Source organism: Clostridium sp. OM05-9 (genome assembly GCF_003481465.1).
Taxonomy (GTDB): Bacteria; Bacillota; Clostridia; order Lachnospirales; family Lachnospiraceae; genus Coprococcus; species Coprococcus ammoniilyticus.
The window spans coordinates 323,176-343,780 of record NZ_QULF01000001.1; the positions used below are offsets into that span (position 1 = coordinate 323,176).

The 20,605-nt window shown below is 42.3% G+C and carries 17 protein-coding genes; 14 read left to right on the top strand and 3 right to left on the bottom strand.

The window, feature by feature from the left end; all coding sequences use genetic code 11:
* Positions 1–436 precede the first annotated feature (436 nt).
* From DXB77_RS01505 to DXB77_RS01515, 3 genes are all read left to right on the top strand, one after another.
* Positions 437–691, top strand: a complete 255-nt coding sequence (locus DXB77_RS01505; protein ID WP_021943313.1) for a heavy metal-associated domain-containing protein — start codon at positions 437–439, stop codon at positions 689–691.
* Positions 692–1,055: 364 nt separating this feature from the next.
* A complete protein-coding gene (locus DXB77_RS01510; RefSeq protein WP_021943314.1) occupies positions 1,056–1,226 on the top strand; it encodes a hypothetical protein in 171 nt (56 codons plus the stop codon).
* A 26-nt stretch (positions 1,227–1,252) separates the two neighbouring features.
* Complete coding sequence (locus tag DXB77_RS01515) at positions 1,253–2,764, top strand: DUF975 family protein (RefSeq protein ID WP_118662517.1); 1,512 nt, start codon at positions 1,253–1,255, stop codon at positions 2,762–2,764.
* A gap of 66 nt (positions 2,765–2,830) precedes the next feature.
* Here the strand turns inward: DXB77_RS01515 and DXB77_RS01520 are convergent, their stop codons facing one another.
* A complete protein-coding gene (locus DXB77_RS01520) occupies positions 2,831–3,673 on the bottom strand; it encodes an AraC family transcriptional regulator (protein ID WP_118662518.1) in 843 nt (280 codons plus the stop codon).
* Between the two features lie 212 nt (positions 3,674–3,885).
* On the opposite strand from DXB77_RS01520, the gene DXB77_RS01525 reads away from it, so the two are divergent.
* The 6 genes from DXB77_RS01525 to gtfA all read left to right on the top strand — a co-directional run bounded on the left by DXB77_RS01525 (position 3,886) and on the right by gtfA (position 11,752).
* Entirely contained in the window at positions 3,886–5,169 is a 1,284-nt protein-coding gene (locus DXB77_RS01525) for an extracellular solute-binding protein (protein ID WP_118662519.1), read from the top strand.
* 53 nt (positions 5,170–5,222) lie between these two features.
* Positions 5,223–6,080, top strand: a complete 858-nt coding sequence (locus tag DXB77_RS01530; RefSeq protein ID WP_347470664.1) for a sugar ABC transporter permease — start codon at positions 5,223–5,225, stop codon at positions 6,078–6,080.
* Positions 6,077–6,961 carry a carbohydrate ABC transporter permease gene (locus tag DXB77_RS01535; protein WP_181986464.1) on the top strand — a complete coding sequence of 295 codons (885 nt, stop codon included), beginning with the start codon at positions 6,077–6,079 and terminating at the stop codon, positions 6,959–6,961. The genes DXB77_RS01530 and DXB77_RS01535 overlap by 4 nt, the downstream gene beginning before the upstream one ends.
* A 15-nt stretch (positions 6,962–6,976) precedes the next feature.
* Positions 6,977–9,154 (top strand): alpha-galactosidase, encoded by a 2,178-nt coding sequence (locus tag DXB77_RS01540; protein WP_118662520.1) that lies wholly within the window; start codon positions 6,977–6,979, stop codon positions 9,152–9,154.
* A 108-nt stretch (positions 9,155–9,262) separates the two neighbouring features.
* Positions 9,263–10,090, top strand: coding sequence for a zeta toxin family protein (locus tag DXB77_RS01545; protein ID WP_118662521.1), 828 nt, complete (start codon positions 9,263–9,265; stop codon positions 10,088–10,090).
* Between the two features lie 24 nt (positions 10,091–10,114).
* On the top strand, positions 10,115–11,752 hold the full coding sequence (gene gtfA, locus DXB77_RS01550) for a sucrose phosphorylase (protein WP_118662522.1): 1,638 nt from the start codon (positions 10,115–10,117) through the stop codon (positions 11,750–11,752).
* Between the two features lie 234 nt (positions 11,753–11,986).
* Here the strand turns inward: gtfA and DXB77_RS01555 are convergent, their stop codons facing one another.
* The gene (locus DXB77_RS01555) at positions 11,987–12,445 is read right to left on the bottom strand and encodes a DUF2798 domain-containing protein (RefSeq protein ID WP_021943324.1); all 459 of its coding nucleotides are present in this window, start codon (positions 12,443–12,445) and stop codon (positions 11,987–11,989) included.
* Positions 12,446–12,849: 404 nt separating this feature from the next.
* Between DXB77_RS01555 and DXB77_RS01560 the strand changes: the two genes are divergently transcribed.
* Complete coding sequence (locus DXB77_RS01560; protein WP_021943325.1) at positions 12,850–13,449, top strand: zinc-ribbon domain-containing protein; 600 nt, start codon at positions 12,850–12,852, stop codon at positions 13,447–13,449.
* Between the two features lie 69 nt (positions 13,450–13,518).
* On the opposite strand, the gene hcp is transcribed toward DXB77_RS01560, so the two are convergent.
* Positions 13,519–15,303, bottom strand: coding sequence for a hydroxylamine reductase (gene hcp, locus DXB77_RS01565; protein ID WP_347559459.1), 1,785 nt, complete (start codon positions 15,301–15,303; stop codon positions 13,519–13,521).
* A gap of 619 nt (positions 15,304–15,922) precedes the next feature.
* Between hcp and DXB77_RS01570 the strand changes: the two genes are divergently transcribed.
* From DXB77_RS01570 to DXB77_RS01585, 4 genes are all read left to right on the top strand, one after another.
* The gene (locus tag DXB77_RS01570) at positions 15,923–16,696 is read left to right on the top strand and encodes an ABC transporter ATP-binding protein (RefSeq protein WP_117785600.1); all 774 of its coding nucleotides are present in this window, start codon (positions 15,923–15,925) and stop codon (positions 16,694–16,696) included.
* Positions 16,686–18,773 (top strand): ABC transporter permease, encoded by a 2,088-nt coding sequence (locus DXB77_RS01575; RefSeq protein ID WP_118662523.1) that lies wholly within the window; start codon positions 16,686–16,688, stop codon positions 18,771–18,773. Before DXB77_RS01570 ends, DXB77_RS01575 begins: the two co-directional genes overlap by 11 nt.
* Positions 18,774–18,837: 64 nt before the next feature.
* Positions 18,838–19,518 carry a response regulator transcription factor gene (locus DXB77_RS01580; protein WP_117822169.1) on the top strand — a complete coding sequence of 227 codons (681 nt, stop codon included), beginning with the start codon at positions 18,838–18,840 and terminating at the stop codon, positions 19,516–19,518.
* A gap of 2 nt (positions 19,519–19,520) precedes the next feature.
* Positions 19,521–20,552 carry a sensor histidine kinase gene (locus tag DXB77_RS01585; RefSeq protein WP_118662524.1) on the top strand — a complete coding sequence of 344 codons (1,032 nt, stop codon included), beginning with the start codon at positions 19,521–19,523 and terminating at the stop codon, positions 20,550–20,552.
* Positions 20,553–20,605 lie beyond the last annotated feature (53 nt).

Here is a 20,605-nt window from a genome sequence, read left to right on the forward strand (position 1 = left end):
TTTTTTTCTATTTTAATCAGAACTATATAAAAATACAACCCGCAAATTGGACAGTGCGTGTATGTTTGATTCGATAAGAAGAGGTAAAAAAGATAAAAATAAATGAAATAAATGGCAAATACTATCCGTTTGGTTAGTGTACAAAAAGTGGTGCAGGGTGATATAATTTGACTATGATCGACAATAGATCAGTGCATTTGGGAATTTAGTATAAAGAAAAGAGCGTGAGACCGATGTGGGGATATCGGTGATGACCGGCAGATTAGGGACTGCCGGTTTTTCCTTTTTATACAGCATGATTTTTCAAAAAGTGATTTGTGAAGTAATATCCGATTAAGCGATAATTAATTCTCAATATAATAGAAACAGAATTGACATATACCCATGTGGGGTATATATTAAATGCGACATAATGAATACGAAAGAAGGAATTGAGATGATAAAGACAACTTTAAAAATTGATGGAATGATGTGTGGTATGTGCGAAGCCCACATGAATGATGTGATCCGTAAGAATTTCAAGGTAAAAAAGGTAACTTCTTCTGCCAAGAGCGGGGAAACGGTGATCATTAGCGAGGACAATATCGATACTGAGGCTGCAAAGAAGGCAATCAAGGATATCGGTTATGAGATGCTTTCCGCAACCAGTGAGCCATATGAGAAAAAGGGCTTATTCCATTTTGGAAAGTAGCAAAAATATCGCAATCAAAATAAATTGTTTATAAGCAGTATAACATTAGACAGATATATCCACTCTGAAAATATCAATGCATTTTCTATTCGATACACATGTCTGATTCACAAATGCTCCTGTGTGAACTCGCCCTTCGGGCTCAGACATACACCCGCATTTGTTGACAATGTGTATCTTATAACGAAAAATGCATTGAATTCTTTTCCGAGTGGATATATTTGTCTAATGATTAAATGCATGCGTACAGGCAGTTTATTTTGATTGCGAAGTTTTTTTGTAAATTTCAAATTGCATATAAAGATAGAATTTTGTCGAAAGAGATAGTATAATCAGGCTAACGCTTTTGATAGGAGATATGGAAATGTTAGTATGTGATTATATTGTAAAACAGATTGATGGGGAATATGCGCATCTGCAGAATCTGGATGGTTCCGAAGAAGATAAGCTGGTTGCAAGAGCCTTGCTGCCGAATGGGATCGCAGAGGGAACGAAGCTGCACTACGAGCTGTTACAGTATGAGATTATACAGTAAGCAGAGCTGGAGGAGAGCATAAGAATATGAACTGGAATCGAAAAGAACTGAGAAAAGGCGCGTGGAACACGGTGTTTAAGCGTGGAACGATGGCGTGGCTTGCACTGGTTGCAGTCTGCTTCATCTTTGCATTTTTAGGTGTCGATGAATTTGCACAGTCGACATTTGTAAATGGGATTGACAAGGCAATCGGACTGGATACTTCGCATGTAGCAAGTAACGTGGAAATCTTAAAAGACTATGCTGTAAATACACCGATTGTAAAGGATGTTCCGTTTATACATTCGGATTTTGTGATCGGACTGATCGATGTTGCTTCCAAGAGTCAGACATGGATCATTAAGCTGTTAGGCGCAAATGCCGCCTATCTGGAACGTAATACCGGAGAAGTGATCATTGCACTTCTATTATCTGCATTTATTATGATGATCGTGCATTTCTTTATTCAGAGTGCAGCCATCGTTGGAAAGAATCGGTATGCGATGGAGTGCCGGTACAGTGATAAAGTATCAATCAACCGTATGTTTGCACCATTTCATTTTAAACATTTATTGAGATTGATCTGGACGATGTTCGTATATAAGGTGGTTCTGTTCTTATGGAATCTTACGATCGTCGGTGGTATATACAAATTCTATCAGTACCGGATGATTCCGTATCTGGTTGCAGAGAATCAGACACTTAGCTGGAAAGAGGCAAAAGCTTTATCCAAAGAAATGACAAATGGATACAAATGGAAGATGTTCGTAACAGATCTGTCATGCATTCCTGTTATGCTGTTAAAGCTTGTTCCGATTGCCGGTCTGTTAGTAGCAGTACCGTTTGATGTAGAGATCGACGTGGAGATGTATTTTCATCTTAGAAAGAGAATAGACAGTGAAGCATTTGTTGAGCGTGCATTTGACGGAGCACCATACTGTAAAGGTATAGAAACTGCTGTGCCGGTATATCTCTTGCAGGATGCAGCAGTAGAAGTACCAAAGGGAATCAAAGTCAAGAGTGAATACCGGCTGACGGATTTCATCTTTTTCTTCTTCTCATTCTGTTTTGTCGGCTGGGTGTGGGAGGTTATGCTCCACATCGTCAGAGATCATGAGCTCGTAAACCGCGGAACAATGTATGGACCGTGGCTTCCGATCTATGGTGTCGGAGGTGTCGTTATTATCTTCCTGTTAGACCGGTTTAAGGCAGATAAATTGAAATTATTCCTGATGTCTATGGGTATCTGTGGCGTGCTCGAATATATCGCAAGCTGGATTCTGGATTTCTTCTTTAATTCCCACTACTGGAATTATAAGAAATTCTTCCTGAATTTAAATGGAAGGATCTGTCTGGTCGGCTTACTTGCATTTGGCATCGGAAGTCTGTTCGGTGTCTATATCGCGGCGCCGAAGCTCAGCCGCTTTATGCATAAGAAGAGCCGGAAAACACAGATCCTGATCTGTGCTGTCTTAAGCACGGCCTTTATCGTTGACCTGATCTGTTGTGCGTTATTTGGCTTCAATGCCGGATCCGGCGTAGGTGGAACCTATAACTAAGGAAACGAATCCCCTCCGACAGATGAAACCACATACATATAATCATCTGCCGGAGGGGTTTCTATGTTAGTGATTCTGGTCCCGCCAGTTTTTGGGGGAGATACCATATATATTTTTAAAAGCTCTTGAGAAATGCAGTTGGTTTGGATAGCCGACTGCATTTCCTATATCTGCAATTGATAATTTAGTCATTTTCAGCAGCTCTGTTGCTTTGGACATCCGATAGTTTATCAGGAATTCCTGTGGCGTTTTGCCAATGGAGTCATGAAAGATCTTTCCCAGATAGCTGCGGTTGATGCCGCAACAGGCAGCTATATCTTCGATAGAGATGTCATAAGGGAAATTCTGCTCTACGAAGTTTATCGCTTCTTTTATATAGTAATCGCTCATTTTACCGGTTTTTATCATCTGGGTAGAGGCGGTGGAACGGGTGAGTGCATCCAGAAAAAGGTAGGAATGACCGATTAGGTGAAATGGCGGTTCGTTTGGGTGATTGGCAATATAGAGCATTTCGTTCATCATGATTTCCCGGTATTCCTTTGAGGTAGCATGATAGATGGGCTGGTCTTTTGAAAAACCGGCAATGTCCAGTGCTTCTTTTACCCGTAATCCATCAAATTCCAGCCAGGTATATTCCCATGGGTTTGTCTCATCTGCGATATAGGTGCTGATCTGTCCCGGATACAGAAGAAAGCCCTGTCCGCTTTTGATCGAATAATTTCTAGTCTCTCCTTTTTGGTCCTGTGCCATTAAAAGTCCGGTTCCGGAGATAACATAATGAAACAGATAGTGGGTTCTGGCAGCCGGACCGAACTGATGGGCCGGTGTACAGCGTTCCCATCCGTACTGATATAGTCCAAGATCTATAAATTTCTCATTTGGAAATATAGAAAAAAGGTATTCATGCATAAAAAAACCTCCAAAAATTAGAACAAATACACAATATAAACTCTACTGTTTTCTACTATATACCAAAATGCTAGATAAATGCAATAGTGAGACAAAAATAATGCATTTTGGTATAAAACTGGCGTTATTACGATATTTTAACAAGCATTATGATATGTTAGAATGAAAACAACTTAAAAAAGCATATTATAAAAGAAGGGAGAAATGTATTTATGCTAAAAGGGAAAAAACTATTATTTGTACTTACAATGATGACTGGTTTCTGCTTACTGGCGGGGTGTGGCAAGAATAATAAAGACGGAAAAACAGTGATCGAACTGGTACAGTACAAGCCGGAAGCAACCTCTTATTTTGAAGAAGTTGAGGAACGGTTTAATGCCAGTCATGATGATATTGAATTGAAGATCAGTTCTCCGAACGATGCAATGACGGTGCTGAAGACCAGATTTGTTCGTGAAGATAATCCGGATATCATTGGTATTGGCGGTGACATCAATTATTCGAATTTTATTGATGCCGATATGTTGATGGATATTTCTGATTTTGACGGACTGGCAGATATAAAGGAAAATTATCTGACAATCTGTGAGAATCTGAAATTCATTCCAACAGAAGGAACATACAGTGTTCCATATGTGGCAAATGCTGCCGGTATCCTGTACAACCGGGATATGTTTGAGGAGCATGGATGGACGATCCCGGAAACATGGGACGAGCTTCTTGCATTATGCGATGAGATTGAAGCAGAAGGAATTCTTCCGTTTTATATGGGCTACAAGGATACATGGACCTGTCTTTCTCCATGGAACAGTGCAGTAGCTTCATTGACATCTTCGACTGTATGTAAGGATGTTAATAAGGGAGAAACGACATTTTCCGATCAGTATGTTCAGGTTGCGGAAGAAATGAAAACCCTGCTTCAGTATGGAGAAGCCAATCCGGTTGCATATTCTTATAATGATGCTTGCACAGCATTTGCAAAAGGTGAGTCGGCAATGTATATGATCGGAAGCTATGCTGTACCACAGATCCAGTCAGTAAATCCGGATATTAATATTGATTCATTTGTATTCCCGGCTTCTAACAATAAGGATGACATGGTTCTGACATCCGGTGTAGATCTTCAGTTCTGCGTGATGGAAGACTGTCCGAATAAGGAAGCAGCCTATGAAGTCCTTCGTTTCCTGTTAGAGGATGAAAATGTACAGGACTATATAGACAATCAGAACGCAGTACCTTGTAAGAAAGGTGATTTCAAGCTTGCATCTATGTTAGACGGTATGCGGGAATATCTGAACAACGGAATCGTGACTGATTATCAGGATCATTTTTATCCATCTGAGATGGCAGTAGATGCATTGATTCAGACCTACCTGTTAGATGGAGATACAGAAGCGTTTTTGAAGAAATTTGATACGGAATGGAAACGGTACAATCGTGACCTGATCACAAAGGTTCGCAAATATGAGCAGGAGCATTCCGGAGAGGAGGAATAGAAATGGATACAAAAAAGACAGAAGATATGAAGTTTGTTAAAAAGAAAAAGAAAATGTCCGGGAAATCCAGAACATTTATGTTGATCACAATTCCTATCGTAGCATTGTTCTTTACATTCAACACATTGCCTTTGATTCAGGGTGCGATTTACAGCTTTACCAATTTCCGTGGGTATGGCAGCTATGAGTGGGTTGGTTTTCGAAACTATATTGATCTTTTTCATGATGCCAGAGTTGGTTCATCCTATCTGTTTACATTTAAGCTGGCTATAGTAACGACGATCATCGTAAATGTTGTCAGCCTGATCCTTGCGATGGCATTAAACAGCAAGATACGTTTTAAGAGCGGTCTGCGTGGACTGTATTTCCTGCCAAATATCTTAGGCGGTCTGGTTGTTGGTTATATTTTTAACTATTTCTTTACTTATATTCTGCCACAGATTGCAATCATGCTTGGTTTTGAGGGAAACAGTATGCTGGCAAGTTCTAAAACGGCCTGGCTTGCAATCGCAGTAGTATGTGCATGGCAGTCGATCGCGATGAATACGATCATTTATATATCCGGTCTTCAGACAGTTCCGGAAGATGTATACGAAGCAGGATCTTTAGATGGTGCAACCGGATTTGCAAAATTCCGTTATCTGACATTTCCACTGATCCTTCCGTTTTTTACAATTAATGTAGTCCTTTGCATGAAGAACTTCCTGATGGTATTTGACCAGATCATGTCGTTGACAAAGGGTGGTCCTGCGCAGAGCACAGAATCCATTTCCTACCTGATCTACAACAATGGTATGAGTGGCGGACAGTTTGGATTCCAGAGTGCAAATGCAGTCGTGTTCTTTATAGTAATCGTTGTGATATCTGTATTACAGATGCGTTTCCTGGGTAAGAAGGAGGAACAGTTATGAAAAAATCGCAGAGACAGATCAGAAAAGAATATAAAGAAAAGGGGATTAAGACAGGAAAAGAACGATATAATATCGGGGTTACGATTCTGTTGATCCTTGGTCTTGTAACCATCCTGTTCCCATTATATATGACGGTTATGATCGCATTTAAGCAGCCATCTGAGATGACAAATGATATCCATGGAATCTTATCTCTTCCGCAGCACTGGAGTCTGAGTAATTTTAAGGAAGCTATGGAGGTAACAGATTTCTGGCATTCTCTCGGTAACAGTTTATTTATCACACTGGCAACTATCGCATTATCGATCGTAATACATTCCCTGATTGGTTATGTACTTGGACGAAGCAAGAAAAAGAATCGGATCTATAATGGAATTTATCTTTATCTTGTCAGTGGTATGTTCGTGCCATTTGCTATTTTGATGATGCCGCTTGTAAAACAGACAGCAAAAATGGGATTGGCAAATATGATTGGTGTGGTATTACTTTATACAGTATTTTATCTTCCGATGAACACAATGTTATATGCAGGATATCTGAATAATCTTCCGCTTGAACTGGAAGAGGCAGCTTGTGTTGACGGAGCCACTACATGGACGACTTACTGGAAGATCATCTTCCCGAATATGAAACCAATGCATGCAACGGTTGCGATCCTTACAGCCCTTGGCACATGGAATGACGTTATGACACCGCTTGTAATTATGTCCGGTGATCAGAATACACTTCCGCTTGCGCAGCTGAATTTCCAGACTCAGTTTGGAACAAATTACAATCTGGCTTTTGCATCTTATCTGTTAGCGTTACTTCCGATTCTGATCTTCTATATTATTTGTCAGAAACATATCATATCAGGTGTGGCAAACGGAGCAGTAAAATAAAAGGAGACTTAATTTATGGCTATTATATATAACAAAGAGAAAAGAATATTTTCTCTCCATACGGAACATACAACTTATCAGATGATGGCCGATACACATGATTATTTGCTTCATCTGTATTACGGAAAACGCTTGGATTCGGAAATGGATTATATACTGACTTACTATGATCGAGGTTTTTCAGGAAATCCATATGATCTTGGAAACGATCGTACTTATTCCCTGGATGCACTTCCTCAGGAATTCCCTGTTCTTGGAACCGGTGATTACAGAACAACGGCAGGAAAGATCCGTGAAGCAAATGGCTGTATGGCACTTGATCTTCGCTATACAGGATATCAGATTCAGGATGGTAAGTATGATCTCCCGGGACTTCCGGCAGCACATTCTGAAGCTGCACAGACTCTGTGCATATATCTGAAGGACGAAAGAGTCGGTGTAGAGGTAACATTATTATATGGCGTATTACCTGACTGCGATGTAATAACCAGAAGTGTAAAAGTTACAAATGTCGGAAAGAATGAAATCTATCTGGAGAAGCTTTCCAGCGCATGTCTTGATCTTTTGTATGGAGATTATGATGTACTGACATTTTATGGCCGGCATGCAATGGAACGGAATATGCAGCGAACACCGGTAACACATGGCAGACAGGTAATCGGAAGTAATCGTGGTACGTCCGGACATCAGTATAATCCATATATGATCCTTGCGGAACATGGCACAACAGAGACCGCCGGAGCCTGTTATGGTGTATCACTGGTGTACAGTGGAAGCTTTGAAGGAAGCGTAGAATTAGATCAGTTTGATCAGATCCGTCTGGTTATGGGTCTTCAGGAGGATTTCTTTTCCTATCAATTAAAGCCGGAGCAGACATTTTATGCCCCAGAAGCAGTTCTGTCATATTCAGCGTATGGAATGGAACAGCTATCCAATCAGATGCATCATTTGGTGAGAGAGCATATCTGTCGCGGGAAATATAAAGATCAGATCCGTCCGGTTCTTGTAAATAGCTGGGAAGCCTGTTATTTTGATTTTAATGGTGAAGCGATCGTTAATCTTGCGGAGCAGGCTGCAGCACTTGGTGTAGAGCTTCTGGTCATGGATGATGGCTGGTTTGGCACAAGAGATGATGACAATTCATCCCTTGGTGACTGGATTGTAAATGAAGATAAGCTGGGCTGTTCTCTTACGGAGCTGACAAAACGGGTTCATGACAAAGGTGTTCAGTTTGGTATCTGGATAGAGCCGGAGATGGTTTCAGAAAACAGTGATCTTTACAGAAAACATCCGGAGTGGGCAATTCAGGTTCCCGGTAAACATCCGGTACATGGCAGAAATCAGCTTGTACTTGATTTTGCAAATCCGGAGGTGGTGGATCATATCTATGAACAGATTGCAGCTGTCCTCAGGCAGGGCGATATCAATTATGTGAAATGGGATATGAATCGAAGCTTATGTGATATATATTCCGACAGTATGGTATGGCAGGGAAATGTAATGTATGACTATATGCTTGGTGTATATGACCTGCTGGAACGCCTGACGCAGGCATTTCCGGATATGTTATGGGAAGGCTGCTCCGGCGGTGGCGGAAGGTTTGATATGGGTATGTTGTATTATACACCACAGATATGGTGCAGTGATAATACAGATGCAGTTGATCGTATCCGTATCCAGTATGGTACATCGTTTGCGTATCCTTTATCAACGATGGGAGCCCACGTATCTGCGGTGCCGAATCATCAGACCGGCAGAGTGACGGACATGAAGACCAGAGGTGTGGTTGCCATGACAGGTGCATTCGGATATGAACTGGATCTTGGAAAGTTATCTGAGGAAGATAAGACGGCAGTCCGTGAACAGATCAAAACCTATCATGAAGCAGCACCGGTTATTTTAAAAGGAGATTATTACAGATTAAGTAATCCGTTTGAGGCGGAATATGGAGCATGGATGTCTGTCGATGAAGAAAAAAAACATGCAGTTGTAGGTGCTGTTTTATTAAATACACATGGTAATCATCCTGTATTTTATATTCGATTGAGAGGGCTTGCGCCGGAACGTTCCTATCGGGATAAGGAAACAGGTATTGTTTATTCAGGAGCTGCTTTGATGGAGCTCGGTATGCCGTTTACGATAGTATCCGGTAATTATCCAAGCTATCAGATCCTGCTTGATGCAGTAGAATAAGAATAAATAAATAGGACTCCCCGGTTTCTGTTTGCAGAGATCGGGGAGTTTGGCAAAAACAATAGAGTAAAAGATATATAAGATGATCAGAAATGAGGTGACGGACAGATGGATACGAAAGAAATTACAGTATCGGATCTGGCACAGGAACAGATCAGAAATGCAGAACGATTATTTCCGTTGATCCGGGAAAAAACAAAAGAAAGAAAAGAGAAAAAAACAGTCATATCGGTATCCGGAGGTTCTGGTGTTGGTAAGACCGGAATGGCTTTCTTACTTCAAAATATGTTTGAAAAACAGGGAAAGAAATCACTTATTATAAGTGGGGACAATTACCCGCATCGGATTCCAATGTATAATGATGCAGAACGAATTGCGAGATTTCGTATGTCCGGGTTAAATGGACTTATAACTGAAAGGCTATATACAGAAGAAGTAAAAGAAAAACTATTAGAGCTTCAAAAAGCCGGAAGGGACGCAGAAGAACAGGAGGACATGCAGTGGTTATCCACATATCAGAAGTATGGAGACAAGGCTCTTACAGACTATCTGGGTACGGATCAGGAACTGGATTATGAAGCTGTGTCGAATCTTCTCATGCAGTTTCATGGAGGAACCTCACAATTGCTTCTACGTCATATGGGAAGAACTCCGGATGATATCTGGTATGATCGCAGGGATGTATCAGATACAGATATTCTGATTCTTGAATGGACACATGGAAACAGTGCATACCTGCAGGGGGTGGATGTATCTGTTGTATTGATCAGTACGCCGGAAGAAACACTTGAAAACCGAAAGAAGAGGAATCGTGACACTGCCATTGACAGTCCATTTGTAGCCAGAGTATTAAGAATTGAGCAGAAAAAGATTAATGATGGACTGGATCGGGCAGATATCATTCAGGATATGCATGGCAGGATTTATACGGAATAGTAAGTGAACAGGAGGTTATAGAATATGAGGAAAACAGAGATAGAAGAAACAAATATGACAGATATAAATAAAATTGAAAATGGTCCAATGCTGAATCTGTATCCGGACAGTCTTGGCGGAGATCTGGAAGCTGTTGCGGATTTATTTGAAAGAGATGGATTTGCAGATGCATTTTCCTCAATGTATATACTACCGAGTATTTACCATTCTGATCTGGATCGTGGTTTTTCTGTAATCGACTATGATCTTGAGGAGGCATTTCATTCTGAAAAGGCACTATTACGGTTGGGCAGACAGAATATTGATCTGAAGCTGGATTTTGTGTTAAACCATGCGTCTGTACAGTCGCCACAGTTTCAGGATTTGTTGGAGAATGGAAGTCGATCGGAATATCGTGACTTTTTTATTAACTGGAATACATTCTGGGAAAACTGTGGAGAAATGACAGAAGACGGCTATATACAACCGGAACAGAAGTATCTGGATCCGATGTTCTTCCGCAAACCGGGATTACCTCTGTTGATGGTGGAAATGGCAGATGGCAGTCGGATTCCATACTGGAATACGTTTTATCAGGAGATTCGGGATACTGAGGATTATCATACCAGATATTTGGGACAAATGGATCTTAATATTAAATCAGAAAAGGTCTGGGACTTTTACCGTGAAACCATAAAAAAACTGGCAGGTTACGGAGCAAAGATAATCCGTCTGGATGCATTTGCATATGCCCCAAAAGCACCGGGACGCGCCAATTTCTTAAATGAACCGGAAACATGGGAATTTCTTGAACAGATCCATAAGCTTGCACAACCATATGGAATCCGCCTTCTTCCGGAGATTCATGCCGGATATAAAGAGAAAAAGTATAAGCTGATAGCAGAGAAGGGATATCTGACGTATGACTTTTTCCTTCCGGGGTTGATCCTGGATGCTCTTTACAGAGGCGATGGCACTTATCTGGAGCAATGGGCAAAGGAACAGATAAAAGAGAATATTCATACTGTGAATATGCTTGGATGCCATGATGGAATACCGGTACTTGATCTTGCCGGATTGTTGCCGGACGACAGGATTGAGGATCTGATCCGGCTGCTTGTGGATCGTGGTGGTTTTGTAAAGGATCTTCACGGTAATAAAAAGATGTATTATCAGGTAAATACGACATATTATAATGCACTTGGCGAAAATGAACAGGCATTGTTATTAGCCAGAGCATTACAGATATTTATGCCGGGAAAACCTCAGGTCTGGTATTTGGATCTGTTTGCCGGATCTAATGATTATGAGGCAGTGAAGCGAGCGGGTGCAGGTGGACATAAAGAGATCAACCGGACAAATCTTTCACAAAAAGATATAGAGTCAGGACTTGAAAAGGAGGTCGTAAAAAAGCAGCTTGAAATGTTGAAATTCCGGAAAGAATTTCCGGCATTTGGATTTGATGCGGAAATGACAATCCGCACAAAGCCTGCAGCGCAGATCTCTGCTCAGGCAGAAAATGCTTTGCATTTTGCAGAACTACCGGCGGACCAGATGTATAACCGTATTTATATCACCTGGAAAAAGGACGGTTATCTTGCCCGTCTGTCCGCAGACCTTAAAGCCCATACCTACCGGATTCAGGCTCTTGATCCATCCGGCAACCTGGTCTGGCAGTCGTAATATAAATAATGGATTCGAGTGATTCGGCAGGCTGGCACTTCCTACATATGACATTAGCGTATTTTCGTTATGAGGTTTGCACTAGCTATCAGCATCAAGCCCATGTTTGAGTCCGTAAGGACGAGTTTGGGCGACTGCTGATGAATAAGCGTGCGAACCGAATAGAAAATAAAGCAGATCATATGTAGGAAGTGCCAGCCTGCCGGATCACTCGAATCCATTGTTTATGCAGACTTATTTCTCTGGAAAAAGCTTGCGGAAGATCAGACGGATAAATGGACCGCAATAAAAAAGCTGCCAGAAGAAAGCTACCGGGAAGTTTAAGAAAGTGGTCTGGAGCCACACGGCTGCAAACTGACGACCGGCATGCTTGAATAAAATAGTGGCAACAAGGCTCATGCAAGGACACATAATGCAGATGATCATGGTAGAAATTGCAAGCGTGATGATGATCGGGCGGTCATCCGGCTTCACGAAGCGGAATGCAAGAGCATGTGCAGCCTTATCTACAAACAGGAATTCAAGTAAAAAGGCAACCGGCCACATGATGATAAGCTCATGAAAGGCGGCTAAGAAAACGGAGTTTGACATTCCACCCGTGTTTAGGGAAATGTTGTAGCAGATCATGGCATAGACCATAAGAAAAGACATCATTAATGTGAAAACAATGTTTTGAAATAAAGTTTTTGGCATAAAATAAATCTCCTTTTTGATAAATAATCTGAATAAATGCAGAACCAAAACTGCAAATATCTTAAAAATAAGCACAAAAAAGACACATGTGTTGTTCGTTATCAAGTGATATGCTCATCCGTCGGCAAACGAGGTGAAATATCAGGAGCACACTTGTGTCGTTTCCAATTTTATACCAAAGCTTTTTCTTCAATTTTTACAACGTCGGTCATTATACTAAGCTTTTAGTAAAAATGCAAGTGAAAATTTCATATTCAAACTTATAAAATTTCATATGCAGGTATAAAGAATATCATAGGTGAAAACAGATAATTGTATACGCAATAATACATGGATTTGTTTGACTTATAAATGGGTAGATGCTAGTATCATAGTTATGATCATTATGTGGGAGGCAGATGGATATGAACAGTGCACAGAAGATATGTATGATTGTCGGAGTGGGTTTTGCAGGAATAGGGCTTTTTATGACATTGATCTTTTTATTTGCATTTGGTAAGCCCGGGGCATTTATATTAATTCCATTAATGTTTGTGGTACTTGGATTATGTTTTATCGTGACGATCCTTGTTATGCTCCATAACAAGAAAATGATCCGTGTACATGGTGAAAAGTATACAGCGAAGATTTATGGTTATGTAAAAAATACATCTTATATGGTAAATGGCAGATTTCCTTTAAATGTAAAGGTGCATTATTTTGATAATTATGGTATCGAGCGGGAAGTGATCCTGCCGACTTCGATCAGTGGAGGAGCGGATTCCATGTTCCCGATCGGAATGACGATCGATATCTATGAATACAATGGTAAGTACAGTTATGATCCTGCTTCTGTCCGTGGAGAACGGCTCAGAAGAGAAGAAGAGCTGATGGACAACAAGCCGATCGATCCGGAACAGCTTCACCTGATCGCAGTCCGATGTTCGAACTGCGGTGCTTCTTATAAGGCAGCAACCGGATATGCCAGCCGCTGCCCTTATTGTGGTGGTTACCAGAATGTGTGATAAAGCACTGATGTTTGCCGGAACGTGTGATGAAGCTGTTGCCGGAATGCGATGATGCCGGCTGACTATTTAGCCACGCCCGAGGATCGCATCCATATCCTGCTCAGGAGCCGTGATCGGCTGCAGGTTGTAGGTGTCAACCAGAAAACGGACAACGGTCTCTGTCATGAATGCCGGAAGGGTTGGGCCGAGATAGATGTTTTTGACACCGAGGGCAAGCAGGGTTAAAAGGATGCAGACAGCCTTCTGTTCATACCATGAAAGAACGAGAGTCAGAGGAAGCTCGTTGATATCACAGTTAAAAGCTTCTGCCAGTGCAAGGGCAACTTTGATCGCACTGTAAGAATCATTACACTGTCCCATATCTAAGATCCTTGGAATTCCATCGATCTCACCCAGGTCGAGATCATTGAATCGGTATTTGCCACAGGCAAGTGTCAGAACGAGAGAATCCATAGGAGTCTGTTTTACAAATTCCGTATAATAATTTCTGCCCGGATGGGCACCGTCACAGCCGCCAACTAAGAAGATGTGTTTGATATCACCATTCTTGATGGCGGCTGTAAGTTTATCTGCATGGGAGAGGACTGCGCCATGAGCAAATCCTGTTGTCAGGATATGACCGCCATTGATACCGCTCATGCTGTGATCGTGTTCATAGCCGCCCAGCTTTAGGGCATGCTTGATGATCGGAGTAAAATCCTTCTTGCCATCCTTTGTTCCCTCGATATGCACCATTCCTTCATAGCCGACAACAGAGGTAGTGTAGATGCGATCCTCATAGCTTGGGCGTGGGGGCATCAGGCAGTTGGTTGTAAAGAGGACGGGTGCAGGGATATTTTCAAATTCCGTCTGCTGGCTTTGCCATGCAGTTCCGAAGTTGCCGGCAAGATGCTTATAGGCGGCTAATTTTGGATAGCCGTGAGCCGGAAGCATTTCGCAATGTGTATAGACATTGACACCGGTTCCTTCGGTCTGTTTTAAGAGCAGATCCAGATCACGGAGATCATGACCGGATACAACGATGAAAGGCCCCTTTCGGATATCGGTGTGAACCTTAGTCGGCGTTGGTGTGCCGAAGGATTCGGTATTTGCCTTATCGAGCAGTTCCATGCACTGATAGTTCACTTTTCCAAATTCCATAATAAGCTCGATCCATTCTTCTACCGAGTGTTCACGGTTCACTTCACACAAGCCCTTATAGAACCAGGTTGTTACGGTATCATTTTGATAGCCGAGATTCATTGCATGATGCGCATATGCGGCCATTCCCTTTAAGCCGAACAATAACGTGGAGCGGAGTGACACGATATCGTCCGTACCATCCCACAGGCTGATTACCGGGATATCATGTGGATCTTTCAATCCACAGGTCGGAGGATTGATATTTGCTGTTGATGAATTCATATTTGTATCTGAGAAGTTCATATTTGCAATTGATGAATTCATATTTGTAGTCGGGAAGTTCTTATATGAGATATCTGATATGCTACATATGTCTGTAGGCATACAGCGCATGATATCCTTCTGGTTTTTCTGCACTTCGTTGATGTAATCTTTGATTGATTTATCATCAAAATTCACATTTGTAAGTGTTGTAAATAAACCATCGATCAGCAGACGGTCAGCGGATTTTCGGTTGTTCAAGTATCGGGACAGAAGTTTGGGATCTGTCTCTTTTTTCTGTTGTATGGATTTCTTTGTAAGCTCGGCTGCTTCGGCAAGTCGTATCAGTTCACAGATCAATTCGTCCTGCAGATTGGATGTCGAGGGCTGTTTACCGCAGACTCCGGTATTTACACAGGCTTTATTGCCAGCCGTCTGCTGGCACTGAAAACAAAACATATTTGACATGGGATAACCTCCTGATGGAATTTTACTGATGAGTGCGGAATCGCATATATACTGTGTTGGTAAGTCATGCTGTTCATGTATGAGCAATATATATAATAATTCTGCAATTATCTTTTTAAACATATTTAGTATCGTCGGATGTTTCCGGAATTATACAGGCAAAACCTTTCATTCAGTGTAAGTGTTATTTGAGGAAGATATCTGATAGTATAAATATTGTCAGATATGGTGGGTATGAAATTAAGAAATAAATTATGATACCCCCAGGAGCCGGGCAGCAGCGGGTATGAGAGCGAGAAAAAGAATGCGATACCCGCAGAAGCAAACAGGCGAGGGTATGGGAGAACGAAGAAAACCATGATACCCCCAGGAGTCGGGCAGCAGCGGGTATGAGAGCGAAAAAAAGAATGTGATACCCGCAGAAACAAACAGGCGAGGGTATGGGAGAGCGAAGGAAACCATGATACCCCCAGAAGCCAGGCAGCAGCGGGTATGAGAGTAAGAAAAAGAATGCGATACCCGCAGAAACAAACAGGCGAGGGTATGGGAGAGCGAAGGAAACCATGATACCCCAAGAAGTCAGACAACAGCAATTAAGAAAGTACAAGGAGGCGGCAGCATGGATGCATTATTAGAGATAGAAGATTTGAAAAAATATTATGGCAAGGAACCGAACCAGACAAAGGCATTGAACGGAATCACATTTCAGGTGATGCCGGGCGAGTTTTTAGGAATTATGGGAAGCAGCGGTTCCGGCAAGTCAACATTATTAAATTGTATCGCAACAGTGATCCAGCCGGACAGTGGCAAGATCCGGATGAAAGGTACAGAGATACAGAGATTGAAGGGCAAGAAGCTGGCAGGATACCGTGGCAAGGAGATTGGATACCTGTTTCAGAATTTTGAACTGCTGGATAATCTGACCGGACGTGAGAACATCATGGTTCCATTGTCGATTCATAACATATCGGAGGCAGAGGGCGGAAAACGTCTGGAGCAGTTAGCGAAATATCTGGAGATCACCGAGGTACTGGATAAGTTCCCATCGCAGATGTCAGGCGGACAGAAGCAGAGACTGGCAGCAGCCAGAGCGCTGATCCTGAATCCGGGTATCATTCTGGCAGATGAACCAACCGGAGCACTTGATTCCAGAAATGCCAAAGCCTTAATGGAGAAATTAGCCGGTCTGAACCGGGATGAGAAGGCAACTGTTTTGATGGTAACGCATGATTCCAATGCAGCAAGCTATTGCAAGCGGATACTTTTTATTCAGGATGGCGTGATTTTCCATGAATTAAGACGTGATCTGCTTGCTGAGACACAGCAGCAGTTCTATGAAAGAATCCTGCAGGTTATGGCACAGTTGGGAGGGGGCAGTGCAAATGTTCTTTAAACTGATCCGAAAAAACAGTAAACGAAACAGAAAAGAAAACGGTTTATTTTTCTCCTCGTTAGTAATATCCATCGTGGCATTCTATATTATCCTGTCACTTTCTTCACAGGATGTTATGGTATTCCTTAAGAAAATGGAGAGTGATGCGGTAGATCGTCTGTTCCAGATCATACCTGCATTTTTTGTAATGACACTGGTGATCTTATTCTTCCTGATCTACTATGCAAGCAAATTCCAACTGGAACGAAGAAGACACGAATTTGGCGTCTACCTGATGATGGGAATGAGGAGAAGCAAGCTATTCGGGATGCTTCTTGCAGAAGATATAGGAAGCAGTCTGGCAGCACTTGTAACAGGACTTCCGATCGCCATTTTATTATCCGAACTGATCAGTCTGATCACAGCCAAATGTGTAGGACTTGGGATCGTCGGTCATCAGGTAACATTCTCCATTCAGGCAATCATAATAACGGCTGTTGGATTTCTGGTGATCAAGCTGGTTGCATTCCTGATCTTAAGCGGGAAGATCGCAGGACAGGAGATCGGTGCATTATTAGTTGATACACCGGAGGGAACAAAGAAGCAGTTCCCGGCTGGTGTCTATGCGGTAAGTTTCGTTCTCGGTATTATCTGTCTGGCTGTGGCATACAGCATGGCGATTGGAGGAAGATCATGGACGACACTTCGTAAGATGTCTGAGACAATATTGATCGGTTTTGTTGGTATGCTGCTCTTATTCTATGGCATGCGGTTTTTTATCGACCGTCTGGCAAAACACAGCCATGGGGGAGCTGCCCTTCGGGTATTTAACTTCCGTCAGGTGCAGGAAAATGTTATAAGAAAATCCAGTACCTTATCGATCAGTTCTATTCTGATCCTTGCAGCTCTCTGCTGTTTTGGAGCAGGAATCGTGATCGCATTTTCCTATGGAAATGAAAAGGAAAATATCCATATCATGGATTATACATTTGAGAATTACGAAGAAGATCAGAAACAGGGTGTGGAAAATGTAAAAAAGCTTCTGACAGACAACGGACTGGAACAGGATTTTTCCGATCTGTTTGAGGTGCGGGTCGGTCATCTTATTCCGGGTGCAAATGATGATTATGATGTATTTGATCTGTCATCCGTTATGAGCCGGGTAGAACAACTGCCGGATTCAGAGGATAAAGATATTCTGCTTAACAATCTGGAATATGTGTCATATCCATATCTGATCTCTTTGAGCGGATATAATCATGTACTCGAACTTGCAGGGAAAGAACCTCTTGCATTGTCAGACGATGAGGCGGCAGTATTTAAAAGTCTGGAATTTACATCGGATAGTATGAATCAGAATATAAATGATATTCTGGCAGACCGCCCGGAGGTGGCATATCTGGATCATAAGATGTATCTGACCGGTAAGATACAGAACACACCGCTTATTACCGACCGGGCAATTACATTATCCTTTGCCCTGATCGTGCCGGATGAAATATTTGACAAATATACATGGGACAGCACGATCTATCTGAATGGTGTGCTGGATCAGTCAAAGGTCAAGGGAGATAACCTGCTTCAGTCGGTCATGCAGATGAATGATAAACTTGCGCAGATCGATTTTGCAGCAAAAAATATTGAATATGAAAGTTATCTGAAAAATATGGGACGCCGGATGTTCTATATCGTAGCAGCAAGTTATATCACGATCTATCTGGCGATCATTTTCCTGATCATTGCAAATACTGTGATCGGGGTACAGTTCCTGATGGGACAGCAGAAATCCGGCCGCAGATATAAGACACTGATCCGGCTTGGAGCAACCTATGAACTGCTCTGCCGTTCCGCAAGAAAACAGATCAACTGGTACTTTGGTATGCCGGTTGTCGTTGCAGGCATCAGCAGTATCTTCGGTGTGCGCGCCGTCCTTACACTGGTTTCCGGTATGATCTCAAATAGTATCCGAGATGCCATGCTGCTTGCTGCAGCTATGATTTTGTTGCTCTGTGTGGTAGAATGCATTTATATGGCATTTGTAAAACGGTCAAGCAACCGGTATCTTCTGACACTGATGGTACCGGAACGTGAGGAGTAGATTCAGAGCAGATGAAGATCAATGGCGATGGCGTGAAACCTTGACTGATAGATGAGGAGTAGATATGAAGCATATAGCAGTGGTAGAAGATGAAGATATGATGCGGGAAGAACTGGAAGCTATATTGCAGAAGGCGGGCTATCAGACCAGCGGTATCACGGATTTTGAGAATGCGGCAGCAGCTATTCTTGCGGCATCCCCGGATCTGGTGCTGCTCGATCTGAATCTGCCGGGCATGGGTGGATTCCAGATCTGCCGGGAACTGAAGCAGAAAAGCTCCATACCGGTTCTGGTTCTGACGTCGAGGGATCAACTTCAGGATGAACTGCATGCCCTGGATCTGGGCGCAGATGAATTCCTGACGAAGCCGTGCAGAAAAGAACGTCTGCTCGCCAGAGTATCCAATGTGTTGAAACGGTACGAGGGAAGAAATAACCTTTTGGAAGGAAATGGATTTCTCCTTGACCGCCAGACCTATACTTTATACATTCATAACCAGTCTGTTATCCTGCCGCAGAATCAGGGAAAGATTCTTGAGATATTCTTAGAGCACGGATCGGATATTGTGACGAAAGAAGAGCTTTGTATCGCCTTATGGGGAACGGCAGAATTCATCGATGAAAATGCCTTACAGGTGAATCTTACAAGACTGAAAAAGACAATGGCAAATCTTGATATGCCACAGCAGATCATTCCTGTGCGTGGCGTCGGATATCGTTTTGTCGGACAGACATCGGAGAGGTAGAGATGGAACATATATCCATAAAGGAGATCGGACAGATCATAAAACAGAATAGATTCTGGCTGGGGATCATCGGACTGCTTGATCTGCTCAGTATCCTGCTGTTATGGTTGATCGATGCACAGGCATTTCAGGTGATCGCAATATCGGTAATTCTGTTCAGCCTGCTGGTATTTGTAACGGCTGTTCTTTATCTGGCAAAGAAAGAGAGAAAACGGAAGAAAGCATTTGATGAATTCCTTGCAATGCCGGATTCCTATCATGAGGAACAACTGCTTCATGATGCGGAGAATCTGCAGGCAGAGATCAGAAGCTTCAGTCAGATATTACATGAGCAGATGGATCAATGCGCGCAGACGAAGCTGCAGCTAAATGATTATGAGGAATATGTGGAAGCATGGGCGCATGAGGTAAAGACGCCGCTTGCCCTGTTGACATTTATGCTGGATAATCACAGAGACGAGCTGTCAGAAGATGTGGTATGCAAGCTTGACCGGATCAACTGTCAGATGCAGAGATATATCGACCAGATGTTATACTATGCCCGTTTAAAGGGGGCGAGAAAAGATTACAGATTCGAGTCGGTCCATACGGAAAACTGTGTAAAAGAAGTGCTGGAGGATTTCACGCCACTGTTAGAAGAACAGAAGATACAGGTTTGGCTTGATATAAAAGAGAACACAGTATTTACCGATAAACGTGGCTTTGCTTTTATGCTTGGACAGTTTATCAGTAATTCAATCAAATACAGCAAAGGAAAGGATAAACAGCTCCGGATCTCCTGTATCAGAGAACATGAGAAGATTATTTTATCTGTCCGGGATAATGGCATGGGTATTAAAGCCTGCGATCTTCCGTATGTATTTGAGAAAGGCTTTACCGGAGATTCCGGTGACAGGCGGAAGAAAGCAACCGGGATGGGACTTTATCTTGCAAAAGAAATGGCACATGACCTAAATGTGGAAATGGATGTTTCCTCTGATGAAACTGCAGGCGGCTGTGAGATAAAAGTATATTTTCCGGTGGTAGAAGAATAAAAGTAAAGAAACCAAATGGGAATCCTGTAAGTTTGGATTCCCATTTGGTTTCT